Here is a 17,434-nt window from a genome sequence, read left to right on the forward strand (position 1 = left end):
GCGCAATACTTTGATGAAAATTGTAGTAATAAAATTACAAAAGAAAGCGGCGTGTGTGCGCAAAAAAGAGGCAAATTTGCACCACTTGTGCTCATTTTGCGGCTCATACTGTTCGGGATGTTGGCTAATGGTATGATTTTATTGCGTTTGTAAAGTTGGCATTAAAATTTCATTGTCTACGATGAATCCATAATGATGAGGAAAGCACCATGATTAAGCCAACCATGACTCGCGCGAGCTTACCGGCCCCCAACCGCGCGGTACAAGGCCGCTGTCAGCGTCATTACCACGCTCATACCGAACGAACAAAAGATCGTTCTACACACTGATTTTGCCAAGCTGCCTCGTTAGAATAGCGCCAATGTGATCAAAAGGAGCAACCATGACTCAGGCGCAAACGTGGCAGCAAGTGCTGGCTGATGAGAAACAACAAGCTTACTTTCGCGAAACCCTCGCCTATGTTGAACAGACACGTGCCAATGGCGTGACGGTTTTTCCACCGAAAGAAGATGTGTTTAACGCCTTTCGCTATACTGAGCTGGGCGACGTCAAGGTGGTGATTCTGGGCCAAGACCCGTATCACGGGCCGAACCAAGCTCACGGGCTGTGTTTTTCTGTGCGTCCAGGCGTGAAAACACCACCGTCATTGGTCAATATCTACAAAGAGCTTGCCACCGATATTGAAGGCTTTACGCCACCTTCTCACGGGTATTTAAAAAGCTGGGCAGAGCAAGGTGTGTTGTTGCTTAATACCGTGCTCACCGTGGAGCAAGGGAAGGCACACTCCCACGCCAAACTGGGATGGGAAACCTTCACGGATCGTGTCATTGAGGCGGTAAACCAACAATGCCAAGGTGTGGTGTTCTTATTATGGGGCGCGCACGCCCAGAAAAAAGGCAAAGCGATTGATCGTCAGCGCCATCATGTACTCACCGCGCCTCATCCGTCGCCACTGTCAGCGCATCGTGGCTTTTTTGGTTGTCAGCACTTTTCACAAACCAATGCGCTGTTGCAAGCGCAGGGAAAAATGCCCATTGATTGGCAGCCTTATCTCGAGACGGAGTAGGCGAAGTCGCTGATGGGGGATAAAAAAGGTGCTCGATGAGCACCTTTTAACAATCCTATATTGAGGGTGAGTTAATCGAGGTCCAGTTGAGAGAAATCGCCAAAAATATCGATTTCTTCCAATTCTTTTTTTAGCCGCTGTTTGTCTTTCAGCGCTTCAATTTCTCTCCATTTACGTTTGACTGGTTTTGCGCGTCCGTTGCGTTGTGGCTTGTCTTGCTCGAATAGATCGTTAAAGGCAATGTTTTCCATAGTCACCTCTTTTTCACCTTGCGGTCAGTTTCTAAATACCACAGCTCCCCCTAACGTAAAATTGAAGTATTTCTCATTTGTGGCAGTCAGATGAAGTTTTTATGAGACTGCAATCACTGATTTTTAAAATCAGTGACTGTTGCCCCAGCCGTGATGGGTTTGAATTGACCTAGGCGGTGGTTCACGCGAAGATTGCGCCGCATCGCTATTACCCTTACTGAATCACGACGAGGGACAGTCCATTGAGCCTACTCACTTTTATTAATGATCTGATTTGGGGCTCGGTGCTCATTTATGTGCTCATCGGTGGCGGGATCTTTTTTACCTTAAAATTAGGGGGGATTCAGTTTCGTCACTTTTCTCATATGTTTTCGGTTATGCGTCATAGTCGACGCCGTGAGGGGAGCAGTATTTCGTCTTTCCAAGCCTTGTGTACCGGGCTTGCCGCGCGTGTTGGGACGGGCAATATGGCTGGGGTGGCGGTTGCCCTGTCATTGGGTGGCCCGGGGGCGATTTTTTGGATGTGGCTAATGGCATTCCTCGGCATGGCCACAGCGTTTGCCGAGAGCACGCTGGCACAAGTGTATAAAGTGCGGGATCCCGACGGCTATTTTCGCGGTGGTCCAGCCTATTACATGGAATATGGGTTAGGCATGCGTTGGATGGGCGTGCTTTTCTCGATATTGCTGATCCTGGCGTTTGGCTTGGTGTTTAATTCGGTGCAAGCTAACTCTATCTCWCAAGCGGCACAGGTGGCATTTTCATGGCCGCCGGCCTATGTTGGTGCGGGATTGGTGCTGGTCAGCGGATTGATCATATATGGCGGGCTACGCCAAATCGCGCGCACGGCCGAAGTGATTGTGCCCGTGATGGCACTCCTGTATTTGTCGTTATCCGTGTATGTGGTCGTCACCCATCTTGAGCAGGTACCTGCGGTATTCATGCTGGTGGTAAAGAGCGCATTTGGCCTTCACGAAGCGGCATCGGGGGCATTGGGTTACACCTTGGCACAGGGCATGATTCAAGGCATCAAGCGCGGCTTGTTTTCGAATGAAGCTGGCATGGGGTCAGCGCCCAATGCTGCCGCTTCGGCGACGCCTTATCCGCCTCATCCTGTTTCGCAAGGCTATGTGCAAATGCTCGGCGTGTTTGTCGATACCTTGGTGATCTGCACCGCTACCGTAGCGATTATTCTGCTATCAGGTGAGTACATTCCCGGCGGCGAAATCACGGGAGTCGAGTTGACTCAGCGGGCGTTAAGCGCACAAGTGGGTGACTGGGGGGAGCAGTTTGTGGCCGTCGCGATTTTCTTCTTCGCCTTTACCTCTATTATTGCCAATTATTCGTATGCAGAAACTAACCTGTTGTTTATCAATCATCGTTGCCGTCCGGCGTTGCCGTACTTCCGTGCTTTAGTCCTGGGCATGGTCATGTTTGGGGCACTGGCGGAACTGCCGCTGGTATGGACCCTCGCGGATGCGTCTATGGGGATGATGGCACTGGTAAACATGATTGCGATTTTTTTGTTATCGGGCATCGTCAAGCGTTTGGCAAAGGATTATCACACTCAACGTTCATTGGGGCGACTGCCTGTGTTTGACAGTCGTCGTTTTCCTGATCTGCACAGTCAGCTTGATGATAAGGCATGGCCACTCCCCAAACGTTAGCCATCGGTCAGTGCGATGTGCGGTGGCGGGCGGTGGTTTTTTTATGCGGGAATGATAGGCTTAGCAAAGATATTTAATAAAAGGGCGAGCAACATGCTGATAGTGGTTTCTCCTGCAAAAACCTTGGATTATGAAACGCCATTGCCGACAGACCGTTATACCCAACCTCAGCTGACTGAACACTCAGAGGCGTTGATTGAGGTTTGCCGCCAGCTGACGCCGGCAGACATTGCCTCGCTGATRAAAGTCAGTGATAAAATCGCCAGTCTTAATGCTGTGCGTTTTTCTGAATGGTCTCCCTCTTTTACCCCAAATAATGCACGACCCGCCGCGCTTGCCTTTAAAGGGGATGTGTATACAGGGCTAGATGCCAATTCAATGTCTGAGCAAGACCTCGATTGGRCACAAGATCATTTTCGTATGTTATCCGGCTTGTATGGACTGTTGCGGCCGCTCGACTTGATGCAGCCCTACCGCTTAGAGATGGGCACCAAGTTGTCGACGCCACGCGGTGATAACCTCTATCAGTTCTGGGGAGATATCATCACAGAGGCACTGAATGATGACTTGGCAGCGCAAGGCAGTGAGCTATTGGTGAACCTTGCCTCTAATGAATACTTTAAAGCGGTTAACAAGAAAGTGCTTAACGGCGACATCATCACCCCGGTGTTTAAAGATTATAAAAACGGTCAATACAAGGTGATCAGCTTCTATGCCAAAAAAGCACGTGGCATGATGGCGCGTTATTTGATTGATCAGCGCGCGAGTTCAGTGGCAGACATTAAAGCGTTTAATGTGGCAGGCTATTATTTCAGTGAAGCGGACTCAAAAGGCAACGAGTTGGTATTTCTGCGCGACAAGCAATAAGTGTTGCCAGGTATAACAAGCAAGCATCCAAAAAGCCCCAGTCGGGGCTTTTTTCGTTTCTGGCACGAATCAGTGCAGGATCCGCGCGCGTATGGTGCCTTCGATAGCTTTTAGCTTTTTCAGTGCTTTGTAGGCATGGTCACTGTCTTCGACATCAATCACCACATAACCAATTTGCGACGATGTTTGTAAGTACTGTGCCGCGATATTAACGTTTTCGTCCGCGAACGTTGTATTGATTTTGGTCAGCACCCCGGGACGGTTGGCGTGTATATGCAGTAAGCGCGAGCGGCCTTGATGCTCTGGTAGTGATACTTCAGGGAAGTTGACGCACGACAGAGTCGAGCCATTGTCAGAATACTTAACCAACTTACTGGCGACTTCCAAGCCTATATTTTCCTGTGCTTCCTGCGTTGAGCCACCGATATGCGGTGTGAGTAGCGCATTATCAAACGCTTGTAGCGGAGAGCTGAATGCGTCTTTGTTGGTTTTTGGCTCAACTGGGAAAACATCGATCGCCGCACCGGCCAAATGCTTGCTTTCTAGCGCCCCGCATAGGGCATCGATATCGACCACGGTGCCGCGTGAGGCATTTATAAAGATTGCCCCTGGTTTCATGCGGGCAAAGGCCTCGGCATCAATCATATTCTGCGTACTTGGCGTCTCGGGGACATGGAGCGAGACAATATCACTGCGATTAAGCAGCTCTGTGAGCGAGTTAACTTGAATCGCGTTGCCTAACGAGAGTTTGTTGTCGACATCATAGTAATACACGCGCATCCCTAAGTTTTCCGCCAAGATGCTCAGCTGGGTACCGATATGGCCATAGCCAATAATGCCCAGTACCTTACCGCGCGCTTCAAAAGAGCGGTCAGCAGACTTTTGCCACTCGCCGCGATGCGCTTTAGCATTCTTTTCGGGGATCCCGCGTAGGAGCAGCAGGATCTCACCTAAAACCAGCTCTGCGACACTGCGGGTGTTGGAGAAAGGCGCGTTAAATACGGGGATCCCGCGCTTGGCCGCTGCATCAAGATCGACTTGGTTGGTGCCGATACAAAAGCAGCCAACCGCGACCAGCTTCTTCGCTTTTGCAAAGACAGCTTCCGTTAATTGGGTGCGAGAGCGTAGCCCTACAAAGTGTGCATCTTGGATAGCTTGTTCGAGATCCTCACCAGTGAGTGAGCCTTTGTGGTACTCGATGTTGGTATATCCGGCCTGCTTGAACGCTTCAACAGCAGTAGGATGGACGCCTTCGAGTAATAGGATTTTGATTTTATTCTTGTCCAGTGAATAGTGTGACATGCGGGCTGTTCTCTTCCTTAGAAACAATAATGGTAGCAATGTTGCGCCTGAGTGCCGGGGCGCATCGTACCTTATTCCCTCGCGTGGGTGGCGAAGAGGAGTGGCGGTTGATTGACCTGGTCATTAGCGTGATCTTTTACGTCAAAAGACCGCAGGGCAGGCGATGTGCCGGTATCAGAACAGTGACCAAGATAACAAAAATTCCCATAAGGGGTAAGAATTATCCGTTCTAGACCATAAAAAAAGCACCTTGAAAAAGGTGCTTTTAACTTATTGATTACATTGAGCGCAAACGTTTGGCTTTTTTTGTTATTCCCCGTGGGGTGTAAGCATTTGATTTGCTGTGTTATGCACTCAGTTTGCCACTTTTTTCACGCCAGTGTCGGTACCGGTTAACACTATGTCTGCGCCGCGATTGGCAAACAGGCCAACCGTCACCACACCAGGAATCGCATTGATGGCGTCCTCTAACCCTTTGGGATCTTGGATTTTCATATTGTGTACGTCGAGGATCACGTTGCCATTGTCCGTGATCACACCTTGACGGTAACACGGGTCGCCCCCTAGCTTGAGCAATTCACGCGCGACATAAGAGCGTGCCATAGGGATCACTTCAACGGGAAGTGGAAACTCACCCAACACATCCACATGTTTGGTGTCGTCGATAATACAAACAAACTTGTCTGCGATTGCCGCGACGATTTTCTCRCGCGTCAGGGCAGCACCACCGCCTTTAATCATATGATTGCGTGCATTGATCTCATCTGCACCATCAACATAGATATCTAAACTCGCCACTTCATTGGCGTCGAGTACCTCAATGCCCAAGGCTTTTAGTCGCTCGGTCGAGGCTTCTGAGCTAGACACCGCGCCTTTTATTTGCTCTTTAATTGGCTCGAGGGCATCAATAAAGTAGTTCACGGTCGACCCCGTTCCCACACCAATGATGCTGCCGGGTTTGACATATTCCACCGCGGCTTCGCCCGTGGCTTTTTTCTTTTCGTCTTGGGTCATGCTAACTCCTGAATCTAGGGGGATTGGGCGTGATTATAGCGAAGCCAATCGATGGCGTCAGGGTTTAGGTCGCGAAATACGCGTTGGCCATTGCCAATGTTGGCTGGGGGTCAATATATGGGGTAAAGGCACATCCCATTGCTCGGTCGGTAACGCGGGCCATTGCTGGCAATCATGCGCGAGCCCAACCGCGACCGCATCCGGTGCACATAACCCGAGTGTACGATCGTAGTAGCCTCCTCCCATGCCAAGGCGTTGTCCTTTTGCGTCAAACGCCACCAAAGGCGTGGCAATCACGTCGAGTTTTCTACTCGGTATCAAGGTGCGAATGTCGAGCTGGGGCTCAGCAATCCCATAACCATTAATCCGCATTGGGGTGGTCGGGGTGTAGTGGAGAAACAGTAAGTGACCACGGCTAAAGGGATGAATGACGGGCAAGTAGACATTTTTGTTCGCCCTCCAGCACGCCTCAATGACAGGCGTTGTATCTAGCTCGCCATCGAAAGAGAGGTACAGAGCAACGTTTGTAGATTGTTCAACATCAGCCAGTGCGATAAATCGTTTGGTCACCGCCTCTGCGGCGAACGTTTGTTGCTCAGGAGAGAGCTGACGACGTGCGTCACGGATGGCGTGTCGTATGTGTTGTCTAGGCTGCATAACTGTCCTTGATGCTAGCCAAAGGGTAGTGAAGAGGACCCCGGGGTGCCGTTGGGATCGATGGCCCTTGAACCCGCTGGTTCAAGGCGGGTGGGTAGTATAAACCGTAGGCTTCTCGGTGCATGCCGAGCTTGCTCAGTAGCTTATAACAACGCACCCTTAGTTTTGCTTATCGGCTCAGGGACGTAGATCCGCTGACAAACACCCCAGGGAATTGGGTTATTCTTGCGATCCTTGCGCTGCCATTGCTTTATCGAGTTGTRATGTCATCAGGGCGGTCCGTTGCGTTACCTGATCTTGCAGTGTCTCTAATGACTGTTTGGCATCATTTAATTCGTGGCAAACATTGAGAGCGGCAATGGCAATTAGCTGTTCTGTATTGCTTACTTTAGTGCGCTCAGCCAGCCGATGCAACCGTTGATCGAACTCGCTTGCTGCATCTTTAAGCGCTTGCTCTTGCCCGGGTGGACAATTGACGCGAACAAGACGATCTAGAATTTTAATTTCAACCGGTTGTGTGCTCATAGTCCCACGCTGGCTCCTCATACGGCCCGATTTGTCGAGGGCCCAGTACACAGTAATATGGCGCTATTCTAGCAATTATTCTGGTGAATACACTACATCGAAAACCATCTCCGCCACTGGTGCCGCGAATTTAATCAAAAAGTGGTATTCAAACGACGCATAGGTCTAACAATAACAACCCTTTAAGGGCGATAATATGACGGCAGTCGTGCCTATCATTCACTGAGTGTTTCAGCTTTTAGACAGAACTGTGAATTGGCTCGCTAAGAGGAAAGCCCCCCGCCGGTGTGGGTTGATCCTTGTCATCGTGATTGGCTGGTTGATGCCTTTACACTGTGCTTATCAACCAGCCACCCAACACGCAATGTACCGCGTGGCCGTTGCATCGGCGTGAGATCGTTTTTAATCGCAATGATTCAGCCCAGTGGTGTGAAATGCTAAACTAAGCCTCTTATTTTTGATGGCACAGCAAGGGGCAAGATTGTGACTGATACCCGTTTACCCGCTTATGCGACAACAGCAGACACACTGAGAGCTGATAGTTTGGCGGTAACGCCTGCAGAAATGCACGGTTTAATCGCTGGCATGCTCAGTGGCGGGTTAGAGCTGGAAGATGGTAGCTGGCTAACCATGCTTTATGATTACACCCATCAAGGGATGGGGTGGCCAACAGAGTCTAAGACACTTGCCATGCAAAGCTATCACCAGCTAAAAGCACAGCTTACCGGCAGTGATCTTGATTTAGAGATTTATGTCCCTGACGACGAACAATCCGGTGTCGTGGCTCGAGCCGAAGCACTGGTGGAGTGGATCAACGCGTTTTTAGCCGGTGTGGGATTGATCGGAACTAAAGGTCGCACCTTATCTAAGGATGTGACAGAAGCGTTGGGCGATCTTAAAGACGTGGCGCAGCTGGGTGTCGATGAAGATGGCGACATGCAAGAGCAAGCAGAGTTGCTTGAGCAGGTTGTCGAGCATGTGCGCGTGTGCAGCATGGTGGTGCATGCCGAACTTGGGGCGCGTCCGGACAGTGACGATACGCCTAAAACATTGCATTAATCTCAATGACGCGTTCAGATTGAGGCGTCAGTGACTCAGGGTGAGGAAAGAGTGGGATGAAAGCCTATGACATAGTGATCGCAGGCGGCGCAATGGCCGGGGCGACTGCCGCACTGGCCTTAGACACATTGAGTGGCGGCACACTGCGTATTGCCGTGGTCGAGGCGATGGTGCCCGATCATCGCGAGCACCCAGGTTACGATGCACGCAGTATCGCATTAGCACAAGGCAGTTGTGCAGCCTTTGCGAGCTTAGGGCTTTGGGAGTCACTCGCCTCCTTTGGCACGCCGATTCAGCATATTCATGTGTCTGATCGTGGTCACGCCGGACAAACCCATATTGACGCACAGTCGCAGGGCGTGCCTTATCTTGGCCAAGTTATCGAGTTGGCGGATGCCGGAGCGGTGCTTCACCAAAAGTTGCAACACCGCGAGGCGATCGATGTGTTTTGCCCGGATGCCGTGATGGCGATTGAGCGAACGCCGGCGGCGGTAACGGTGCGATTAAAGCAGGGACAATCTCTAACTGCTTCGCTACTCATTGCGGCTGACGGTGGGCGCTCGTCTTGTTGCCAGCAGCTTAATATTCCGCGTCAGCAACACGATTTTGGCCAGGTGGCAGTGATTGCCAATGTATCAACCGCACTGCCTCATCAAGGCCGCGCCTTTGAACGCTTTACTCAAACCGGCCCTGTGGCACTGTTACCCATGTCGCAAGGGCGTTGCTCGTTGGTGTGGTGTATGACAGCCGAGCAAGCAGAAGGGCTGATGCAAGTGAGTGATGATGCGTTTCTTCATCGCCTGCAGCAGGTGTTTGGCTGGCGTTTAGGCAAGTTGCTGCACGTTGGAGAGCGTCATGCGTATCCATTGACGCTTAACCAAGTGGTTCGCCCGGTGAGTCATCGTGTGGCCGTGGTGGGGAATGCGGCACAAAGCCTACACCCGATTGCCGGACAAGGCTTTAACCTTGGTTTGCGAGATGTGATGACGTTGGCTCACACGCTGACGGAGGCGGCATCGCGTGGTGATGATATCGGTGCGATGCCAACATTGATGGCGTACGCCAAACAACGAACACCAGACCGAGATGCCACAGTGGCATTGACATCAGGGTTGGTTCACCTCTTTTCCAATGATAGCCCGCTTCTGGCGGGGGCACGTAATGCCGGGTTAGGATTAATGTCAGCATTAGAGAGTATGAAACAACCGCTTGTGCAACGCACCATAGGATGGGTAGAACCGAGATGAAAATGATCAATGCCGATGTGGCCATTGTCGGTGGCGGCATGGTGGGGCTCACACTTGCAGCCTCTCTAGCCGACACGGATTTGCGGGTGGTGGTGATAGAAGGTAAAGCGCCGGAAACGACCTTAAACGACGTACCAGAGAACCGTGTCTCTGCCTTAAGCCGAGCGAGTGAAAACATACTGCGCACCCTGGATGTCTGGCTGGGCATCGTCTCACGGCGTGCGGCCAGTTACCAACAGATGCGTGTGTGGGAGAAAGACAGTTTTGCCGACATCCATTTTGATGCGCAGGCGTTTGGCCAGCAAAACCTCGGCCATATTGTTGAAAACCGTGTGATTCAGTTGGCTTTGCTCGATAAAGTGCAAACGCAAGACAATGTGACTGTGTTGATGCCAGCGCAATGCCAATCCATGCTGCAAGGAGAGAGCGAAACCTGGTTACAACTCGCGTCTGGGGKCGGCGTGACGGCGAAACTGGTCGTGGGGGCTGATGGAGCGAGATCCTGGGTGCGTGAGCAAGCCGACTTCCCTATGGTACAGCGTGACTATGGTCATCATGCAGTGGTGGCGACGGTGCGCACGRTGGAGCCGCATCAGGGCGTTGCACGACAAGTATTTACACCGGACGGCCCCCTCGCTTTCTTGCCACTTTCAGACCCGCATTTATGTTCAATTGTTTGGTCTGTTCCCCCAGAACAAGCGACGGATTACGTCGCGATGGACTCAGCGTCCTTTAACCGTGCCTTAACCGCTGCGTTTGATGTGCAACTCGGCTTGTGCGAGGTAGTAGGCCCACGCGCCAGTTACCCGCTTACCATGCGTTATGCCCAACACTTTGCGGCGCAGCGCCTGGCTCTGGTCGGTGATGCGGCGCACACTATCCATCCTCTGGCTGGGCAAGGGGTGAATCTGGGGATGCTCGACGCGGCCGCTTTGGCGCAAACACTGACGTCACTCGCCGACAAAGGGAAAGATATTGGGCATTACGCCGGCTTACGCCAGTATGAGCGTTGGCGTAAAGCGGAAGCGGTGCAGATGATTGCGGCGATGCAAGGGTTCCGCAGCTTGTTCGCAGGCGATAATCCGATGAAAAAGCTCGTCCGTGGCGTGGGCATGCGTGCGGTCAATCATTTGCCCGGCGCCAAGCAGCCGTTTATGGCGCGGGCGTTAGGGTTGGAGGGGAACCTGCCTGATCTGGCAAAGCTTACGACGCGCACGACCACTTTTTGATGATTGCGTGATGGCTGAAATTGGCGAAAAACAGAGAATATGCTAAATAGCACAAAGACCATTGCCGAGTCGGCATGCGATCAGGTTGTGAGAGATGTTGAATGTACCGATTGACGGTGTGAGTTGTCATTGGGTGTAACAAGGAACAAGATTATGAGTGATATCCCATCTGAATTAAAATTTACCGCTACACACGAATGGGTTCGCCCTGAAGGGGAAGGCCTATTTACCATTGGCATTTCTGATCACGCCCAGGCCCTACTGGGGGATATGGTGTTTATCGATTTGCCTGATGAAGATGACACTTTTGATGCGGGTGACGATTGTGCGGTTGCAGAGTCGGTAAAGGCGGCGTCGGATATCTATGCGCCCATTTCTGGTCAAGTCGTGGCCGTCAATGAAGAGTTAGATAGCGCCCCTGAACTGGTTAACAGCGACCCATACGGCGATGGTTGGTTGTTCCAGATTCAAGCGACAGATGAGTCTGAAATCGATAGCCTGCTCGATGCGCAAAGCTATGAAGAAACGTTAGGCGATCAAGACGCAGACTAAAGGGTCAGGGGGAAGCACGTATGCTATGCCTGTCCTTTTTATCTAAATAATAAACAGGGGCCCGTCTGACGAGCCCCTATTTGTATGGTACGGCGAAGTCAGTAAGCGGTCGGCAATGAGCCCGATTGTTCTGGCTCTCGAAGCCCGTCCTGATACACATCTCGAATCAACCCGTTAACTTCCTTCACGGTTCGGTAGTGACAGATGGTGGCGTGATCCGGTGCTTTTAACCAACCATTATCAAAATCAAATCGGCCTCTTCCTGCAATRTAGACGCGACCCGAGAATAATCGTGTGACATGTTTGGCGACAAGCTTGGGGGAATAGCGATTAAAAACGCGCATAACCTCTTCTTACTGGTGTGAGTGGTTGTCACCCTATAGGGGTGTGAAAACGGCACCGATTGTGAAGTGGGTTTATGTCGCCGTGATGACACTGCCTAAAGAAATAATCACTTTATCCTTACCATAAATCCGCTTGGTTGAAGGGACTGTCCAGCATCCCCCAACCATGGCAGTCTTCACGAGGCGTTTCACCGAGCAGCTTATCGATCAAGTGATGAATGACTTCGCCGGTGTCGGCCCCCTCACTGTGCGTGAACGTTTCACTGACCCGTTGAGCAACGTAAGCAGGGTTAAGGATCGACAGAGAGACGATGTTCATTAGGTTTCCTCTTGCGCGTGAGGCTGGGTAGATAACGCTTTCAGGGAAGCGACGCGCTTATCGACAATGGTGGTTATCTGGTCAATGAGCCACTGCATTTTGGGGTGACCGCTGGCTTGATGTCGCCATGCCAAGCCAATATCAAACCCTGGGACATCAATAGGGGGTGGGCTAAATGCCAGATGGTTAGCATCGTTAAAGGTATCAAGTCGCGCCATAAGCTCTGGCACGGTACACAGCAGTTGTCGCCCCTTTAGCAACTGCCTTACGGTTAAAAAGCGCTGCGATCCCATCACCACTTGTCGATGATAGCCTAGCGCTTCTAAACGCGTATCTATCGGGCTAGAAAGCTGGCCGTAAGTGCTCACCAAGGCGTGCGGCGTGGCGACAAAATCGGCCACGCTGATGGGGGCATCCAGTCCTGTACTTTGAGGGTCAAACAGACACACGTGTTGTTCGCGATATAATACCTGGCTGTCGAGAATATCGCTGTTTTCCGGGATCACGCCGATCACCGCGTCGACATCATCATTTTTAATCGCATCCAGACAGTGGCGACGATCGACTGGCCGTAAGCTAAGTTGTGCTAAAGGAAGTTGTTGGTTGAGGGTGTCGAACAACGCCGGCGCGAAGATAAGCTCCGCGTAGTCGGTGAGTCCAAGGCGGATCTGACCATCAAAAAGGGCAGGTTCAAAAGCGGGCGGAGTCAGCACGTCCGTGGCGAGTGTGTCGAGTAGCGCCTCAATTTTAGGGGCGATATCGAGCGCGCGGGCGGTGGGCACCATTTGGTGTCCGCGCCGCTCAAAAAGGGGATCGTCGAGCATCGTACGCAGACGCGCCAAGCTGTGGCTCATGGCTGATTGACCCAGAGATAGGCGCTCTGCAGCCCCAGTCACACTGCGGGTTTCCATTAAAGTGACAAAGGTCACCAACAAGTTGAGATCGTATTTCCGCCAGTATTTTTGCGCCATCCGTTGCGTGACTCCTACATCTAACCGTCTTGAACGCGGCATATGTCACCGCGCAGAGGCTGGCAAAGTACGAGAAGATCTTTCACTCTCACCCATAATCCGGCGTGAGGTTCACCGCTGCTAATGGTGACCGTTTCATAGCGCCAGATCTGCTCATCAAACACCAACGCCAGATCCGGTGACAGTCCCAATGGCGCGACAGTACCGCGCGCGTAGCCGGTTGTGCTTTGCACTTGTTGTGCACTGGCAAGCGTCATTCGTCGGCATCCCAGCAGCTGGCGGACTTTGGGCGGGCTCACTTGTTGGTTGCCTGGTACGCAGGCCACCGCATAACGCCCGCCCATATCGCGCAACACCATGGTTTTAAGCATCTGAGCAGGATCAATCCCCCGTTGTGCAGCGGTGTCTTCAATCGATTGGGTCGCGCGTGACTGCCACAGTATTTGGTAGCGAATATCGGCGCTATCGAGTGCGGCAGTCACGGGTGTTTGCCAATGAGGATCCGTGTGCACGGCTCAATCGTCGTCTTCGAGTGAATAGGGGAGTGGCTCTCGGTGCCATGCATGTGAGGGAGACTCAGCCAGGCGGAAAGCGGTGTCGTCGTCCAGGTTATTTGGTAGTACGGCTAACACGCTCGCATTACCATTCACATCGCGATAGCCAGCAATAACTGTCCCGCCTGAACGCCAATTGTCGCCCACCGCGCGTTCGATTTTATCGCCTGCAACAGGTGTGTGCTCGGCTTGGCCGCTGAGTTTGTACATGGCACGCTTGTTCATGCCTCGATACTTGGCTCGCGCCACAGTTTCTTGGCSGGTGTAACAGCCTTTGGTGAAGCTGATCGCATCCAGCGCCTGAAGGTTTAACGATTGCGGGATAAATTCGCCGCTGGTGGCCTGCTCAATACGGGGTAATGCGGCATCAATATCCCACTTATCCCAATACTCATGGGTGAGCAAGGTCGCAGAGGCTTGATTGATAAGCGCTGTGGCGTTGGCCGCGTCAACCACCAGTAACCAGCGGTGTGGTTCAATGTATACGGCGGTACCCGCTTGCCCTTGGCGAACGTCACCTTGCGGGCCAAAGTGATCGGCCACCCACTTGTCTGCCTGCGTGCCAATCACACCGAGCAACACGGCATCGACTTTTTCAAACGCAATCTTTGAAAAGATGGCGTATTTTTTTACCTCTTGAACTTGGGTGGCTTCAATCGAGGCCGGTTGCACCATGGCGAGCCCGTCTTGGTAATGGAAAAAACGCAGCACAGACCAGATTTTACCTTTTGGATCGCAATGAGCGGCAAGGGTCGATTTATCCTCTGCAAGGCTGGCAATGTCGCAAGTGAGCTGACCTTGTAAGTAGCTTTTTGTATCGTCGCCGCTCACTTTAGTGATTGCCCAGTTATCAAGAGCAACTATCGCCAGTTCAGGCTGTGGGTCACTGGGGTGTGTATCCGCAGGCTCAAAGGCCACGGTTTGATACCATTCGCTCATAACACTCACGCTCTCTGTTGAGAAAATATAGACTCTGTCCCGTATACTAATAGGGAGGATAAAGCTTGTCAGCCTTTGTATTGTAGGGCTATTACGGTGTCTTGCTGATTAACGCTAGAGAGCTCTCAGATTCACCGTTTGTTTTCCGGCAAAAGTAGTCGCCTGATGGCGGCATTGATAGTATGCAAGCACTGACATCATTGATAGAGGTAAGCAATGGTTAACACCGAGGATAAAGCGCGGATTCGTTGGGCATGTCGTCGTGGCATGTTAGAGCTGGATGTGTTGGTTATGCCTTATTTTGAAGCCTGCTACGACACGCTAAATGAACAAGAAAAGCAGGATTTTGTCGCATTTTTGGAAAGCGCAGATCCGGATTTGTTTGCGTGGTTGATGGGGCATGGTAAACCTGACGACCCCAAGATGAAGTCTGTTGTCGATAAGGTCGTCGCTTATAACCGCAGCAAGTTACGTACATAGTCACCTACAGTGCCCGCGTTATGTCACTGTCTGCCTGGTTTTGCTGGGAACGATGGTGACTTGGCTGGCCATGGCGCATGTTTCCCTTCCTTTAAGTGCTCGTGCTGTGCTAACCCTTTGGGCGGTGCGAGACTTGCGCTTTTTCCATGCTCACCTCATCGGTAGCGAGGGGCCTTTTCGCTTTTCCTCTGACGCTTGGGCTGTGATGCCCAATGGACAGTATCGAAAATTATCCTGTGTTTATGCGACCCCATGGCTGCTGGTGCTGACCTCTCGTGTGGATGCGCAATACGTGTATATTTGGCGTCATGGCCTTCCAGATTATCATTTTCGTCTGATTTATCGGCACTGCTGTCAGCAAGGTCGGGATATGATGTGACATATTTGTGACAAACTGATTGCGTGGCTTTACTTTTTCACTTTGTCACCGATATTCAAGGGGCACGGATAAAATCCAATCTGCTCAGATAATGCTGTAGGGTCGCTATGAATATTAAACAAAAACTTTTGTCACTCACCTTGATGTCGGTGTTGGCACTCCTCGCGGTGGCGGCGATTGCGTGGAAGGCGGAAACACGACTGCAAAAAATGCACAATCAGCTAACCACAGTCTCTGATCTTGAGGTGATATTGCTCAACTTACGCCGCAATGAGAAAGACTTTCTCGCGCGCATGGATCCTAAATACCTCTCCCGTTTTGATAATAATGTTGATGCGTTTAATCAGCTGCTGAGTGATTTCCGCGCCCGCAGTGCCTCTCTGGGGTTAGAGACCGCGACCATTGATAAAGTGAAAAGCGCGATGAAAGGATATGCTAGTGGGTTTCGTGATCTGGGTAAGGGCTACCAAACATTGGGGTTAACCCCTGAACAGGGGATCCGCGGACAAATGCAAAACGCGAGCAAGAAAATGGTGGCAGCGACCCAAAATGACATTGTACTGGAGAGTAGCGCTCGCCTGTTAGCCGCAGATGCCAAACTGTTTGTACAAAGCAGTAACCTTGACTACATCGATGAATATCAAAGCCAAATGCAAGAGCTTGAAGATTACCTTCGTGGTGACCTACTGGCGTTGTTTCAAGCGCATCAGACGCAAGTGGACCAAATTGTYGCCCAGAAAAAGACACTGGGGTTAGCGGCGGACAAAGGTTTGCTCGGACAAATTCGTGGCAAAACCCACCAAGTGGAAGAAATGTTTGATGTGCTAAGCCAAGAATATGAGCAGGCCATCGAGCAAGCATTGCGCCAAACCGTGACGTTTACCGGCTCGGCGGTATTAATACTGGCACTGATCATGACAGTGATTTCTTTATGGATGAACCGTGGCATTCAACAGCGTATTTACCGGTTCAGTGAGCAAATGGCTGCCATCACCAAGCAGCGGGATCTGACCCTGAGAGCGGATGAAAACGGGCGTGATGAGATCTCATTGATGGCTAAAGATGTCAATCAGATGCTCGCCAGTGTCCAGGCTATGGTGGTCGACGTGAGTCGCGCCATACAAGCGCTTAACCAAAGTGCAGAGCAGGTGGAATCTCGTACTAAGGAAACAGGCGCCGCCATGACCACCCAGTTAGATGAAACCACCCATGCGGCAACTGCGATGAATGAGATGGAAAGTACCATTCGCGATATCGCGGGCAACACGGATCAGGCCGCGGAGAATGCGCGTACCAGTTTAAGCCGGGCCGAAAATGGACAAAAAGTGGTCGACGATACCAAGGCAATGATCATGACACTGGCAGACACGCTTAGTAATACCAGCAACGAGGTGCTTGAGCTAAGTAAGCTGTCTGAAACCATCGGCTCCGTATTAGATGTGATTAAAGATATCTCTGAGCAAACCAACTTGCTGGCCCTTAACGCGGCGATTGAAGCGGCGCGCGCCGGTGAGCAAGGGCGTGGCTTTGCGGTGGTGGCGGATGAGGTGCGTCAGTTGGCGACCCGTACTCGTGAGTCGACCGATGAAATTTCTGGCATCATTACGTCGTTGCAAGAGCAAACCCAGTCGGTGTCTGAGCGTATGGAGCAAAGCCGAGAAGATGGGGAAACATCTGTGGGTAAAGTGGAAGCGGCCTCGCAAGAGCTATCGCAAATCATGGCAGATATGCAAAACATTATGGATATGAGCACCCACATTGCCACGGCGATCGAGCAACAAAGTTCGGWGGCGAAAGAAGTCAACCAAAACGTGCACAACATTCAAGATATCGCGCAAAACAGTACCGAACGCGCCAACCAGAACCGCGAAGCGGCACACAAGGTGGCCGAAGAAGCGGCGCACCTTGAGCGTGCAGTGAGCGAGTTTAAAAGCGAATAACCACGATGATATCCAGTAAAAAGGCCAGCCTCGTGAGGCTGGCCTTTTTCGTTAAAGCAGCAGACGGCGCGA

The 17,434-nt window shown here is 51.6% G+C and carries 20 protein-coding genes and 1 other RNA gene; 10 read left to right on the forward strand and 11 right to left on the reverse strand.

Annotated features, from left to right (window positions below; genetic code table 11):
- Positions 1 to 382: 382 nt before the first annotated feature.
- Positions 383 to 1,066: a uracil-DNA glycosylase gene (gene ung, locus BZG14_RS03565; protein WP_069363430.1), complete on the forward strand. Its 684-nt coding sequence runs from the start codon at positions 383 to 385 to the stop codon at positions 1,064 to 1,066.
- 71 nt (positions 1,067 to 1,137) lie between these two features.
- On the opposite strand, the gene BZG14_RS03570 is transcribed toward ung, so the two are convergent.
- Positions 1,138 to 1,317 (reverse strand): DUF3545 family protein, encoded by a 180-nt coding sequence (locus BZG14_RS03570; RefSeq protein WP_046074061.1) that lies wholly within the window; start codon positions 1,315 to 1,317, stop codon positions 1,138 to 1,140.
- A 242-nt stretch (positions 1,318 to 1,559) separates the two neighbouring features.
- Between BZG14_RS03570 and BZG14_RS03575 the strand changes: the two genes are divergently transcribed.
- The gene (locus tag BZG14_RS03575) at positions 1,560 to 2,984 is read left to right on the forward strand and encodes an alanine/glycine:cation symporter family protein (RefSeq protein WP_158011724.1); all 1,425 of its coding nucleotides are present in this window, start codon (positions 1,560 to 1,562) and stop codon (positions 2,982 to 2,984) included.
- Positions 2,985 to 3,077: 93 nt separating this feature from the next.
- Positions 3,078 to 3,851, forward strand: coding sequence for a peroxide stress protein YaaA (yaaA, locus tag BZG14_RS03580; protein WP_077608000.1), 774 nt, complete (start codon positions 3,078 to 3,080; stop codon positions 3,849 to 3,851).
- 69 nt (positions 3,852 to 3,920) lie between these two features.
- Here yaaA and serA read toward each other — a convergent pair whose 3' ends face one another.
- The 5 genes from serA to zapA form a co-directional block, all read right to left on the reverse strand.
- Positions 3,921 to 5,153 (reverse strand): phosphoglycerate dehydrogenase, encoded by a 1,233-nt coding sequence (gene serA, locus BZG14_RS03585; RefSeq protein ID WP_069363433.1) that lies wholly within the window; start codon positions 5,151 to 5,153, stop codon positions 3,921 to 3,923.
- 354 nt (positions 5,154 to 5,507) lie between these two features.
- On the reverse strand, positions 5,508 to 6,167 hold the full coding sequence (gene rpiA, locus BZG14_RS03590) for a ribose-5-phosphate isomerase RpiA (protein ID WP_077458839.1): 660 nt from the start codon (positions 6,165 to 6,167) through the stop codon (positions 5,508 to 5,510).
- A gap of 57 nt (positions 6,168 to 6,224) precedes the next feature.
- Positions 6,225 to 6,824, reverse strand: a complete 600-nt coding sequence (locus BZG14_RS03595; RefSeq protein WP_077484362.1) for a 5-formyltetrahydrofolate cyclo-ligase — start codon at positions 6,822 to 6,824, stop codon at positions 6,225 to 6,227.
- Between the two features lie 33 nt (positions 6,825 to 6,857).
- Positions 6,858 to 7,040: non-coding RNA, 6S RNA (gene ssrS / locus BZG14_RS03600), on the reverse strand.
- Positions 7,041 to 7,043: 3 nt separating this feature from the next.
- Positions 7,044 to 7,349, reverse strand: a complete 306-nt coding sequence (zapA, locus tag BZG14_RS03605) for a cell division protein ZapA (protein ID WP_077608001.1) — start codon at positions 7,347 to 7,349, stop codon at positions 7,044 to 7,046.
- A 483-nt stretch (positions 7,350 to 7,832) separates the two neighbouring features.
- On the opposite strand from zapA, the gene BZG14_RS03610 reads away from it, so the two are divergent.
- From BZG14_RS03610 to gcvH, 4 genes are all read left to right on the forward strand, one after another.
- Positions 7,833 to 8,408, forward strand: coding sequence for a UPF0149 family protein (locus tag BZG14_RS03610; RefSeq protein WP_069363437.1), 576 nt, complete (start codon positions 7,833 to 7,835; stop codon positions 8,406 to 8,408).
- A 56-nt stretch (positions 8,409 to 8,464) separates the two neighbouring features.
- The gene (gene ubiH, locus BZG14_RS03615) at positions 8,465 to 9,655 is read left to right on the forward strand and encodes a 2-octaprenyl-6-methoxyphenyl hydroxylase (protein ID WP_077608002.1); all 1,191 of its coding nucleotides are present in this window, start codon (positions 8,465 to 8,467) and stop codon (positions 9,653 to 9,655) included.
- Entirely contained in the window at positions 9,652 to 10,884 is a 1,233-nt protein-coding gene (locus BZG14_RS03620) for an FAD-dependent 2-octaprenylphenol hydroxylase (RefSeq protein ID WP_077608003.1), read from the forward strand. The genes ubiH and BZG14_RS03620 overlap by 4 nt, the downstream gene beginning before the upstream one ends.
- Positions 10,885 to 11,046: 162 nt before the next feature.
- Positions 11,047 to 11,436 carry a glycine cleavage system protein GcvH gene (gene gcvH, locus BZG14_RS03625; RefSeq protein ID WP_321166657.1) on the forward strand — a complete coding sequence of 130 codons (390 nt, stop codon included), beginning with the start codon at positions 11,047 to 11,049 and terminating at the stop codon, positions 11,434 to 11,436.
- Between the two features lie 98 nt (positions 11,437 to 11,534).
- Here gcvH and BZG14_RS03630 read toward each other — a convergent pair whose 3' ends face one another.
- From BZG14_RS03630 to ygfZ, 5 genes are all read right to left on the reverse strand, one after another.
- Entirely contained in the window at positions 11,535 to 11,780 is a 246-nt protein-coding gene (locus BZG14_RS03630; protein WP_077458833.1) for a DUF1107 domain-containing protein, read from the reverse strand.
- Between the two features lie 118 nt (positions 11,781 to 11,898).
- The gene (locus BZG14_RS03635; protein WP_077608004.1) at positions 11,899 to 12,099 is read right to left on the reverse strand and encodes a hypothetical protein; all 201 of its coding nucleotides are present in this window, start codon (positions 12,097 to 12,099) and stop codon (positions 11,899 to 11,901) included.
- Positions 12,099 to 13,070 (reverse strand): LysR family transcriptional regulator, encoded by a 972-nt coding sequence (locus tag BZG14_RS03640; protein ID WP_077608005.1) that lies wholly within the window; start codon positions 13,068 to 13,070, stop codon positions 12,099 to 12,101. The genes BZG14_RS03635 and BZG14_RS03640 overlap by 1 nt, the downstream gene beginning before the upstream one ends.
- 20 nt (positions 13,071 to 13,090) lie before the next feature.
- The gene (locus tag BZG14_RS03645; RefSeq protein WP_077608006.1) at positions 13,091 to 13,582 is read right to left on the reverse strand and encodes an aminoacyl-tRNA deacylase; all 492 of its coding nucleotides are present in this window, start codon (positions 13,580 to 13,582) and stop codon (positions 13,091 to 13,093) included.
- Between the two features lie 3 nt (positions 13,583 to 13,585).
- Positions 13,586 to 14,563: a tRNA-modifying protein YgfZ gene (ygfZ, locus tag BZG14_RS03650; RefSeq protein WP_077608007.1), complete on the reverse strand. Its 978-nt coding sequence runs from the start codon at positions 14,561 to 14,563 to the stop codon at positions 13,586 to 13,588.
- Between the two features lie 216 nt (positions 14,564 to 14,779).
- On the opposite strand from ygfZ, the gene BZG14_RS03655 reads away from it, so the two are divergent.
- The 3 genes from BZG14_RS03655 (at position 14,780) to BZG14_RS03665 (ending at position 17,362) form a co-directional block, all read left to right on the forward strand.
- The gene (locus BZG14_RS03655) at positions 14,780 to 15,043 is read left to right on the forward strand and encodes an FAD assembly factor SdhE (protein ID WP_069363445.1); all 264 of its coding nucleotides are present in this window, start codon (positions 14,780 to 14,782) and stop codon (positions 15,041 to 15,043) included.
- 52 nt (positions 15,044 to 15,095) lie between these two features.
- Positions 15,096 to 15,422: a hypothetical protein gene (locus tag BZG14_RS03660; protein WP_077484378.1), complete on the forward strand. Its 327-nt coding sequence runs from the start codon at positions 15,096 to 15,098 to the stop codon at positions 15,420 to 15,422.
- 107 nt (positions 15,423 to 15,529) lie between these two features.
- Positions 15,530 to 17,362, forward strand: a complete 1,833-nt coding sequence (locus tag BZG14_RS03665) for a methyl-accepting chemotaxis protein (RefSeq protein WP_077608008.1) — start codon at positions 15,530 to 15,532, stop codon at positions 17,360 to 17,362.
- Positions 17,363 to 17,434 lie beyond the last annotated feature (72 nt).

The organism is Salinivibrio sp. IB282, assembly GCF_001995685.1.
In the GTDB taxonomy this organism is placed as follows: Bacteria; Pseudomonadota; Gammaproteobacteria; order Enterobacterales; family Vibrionaceae; genus Salinivibrio; species Salinivibrio kushneri.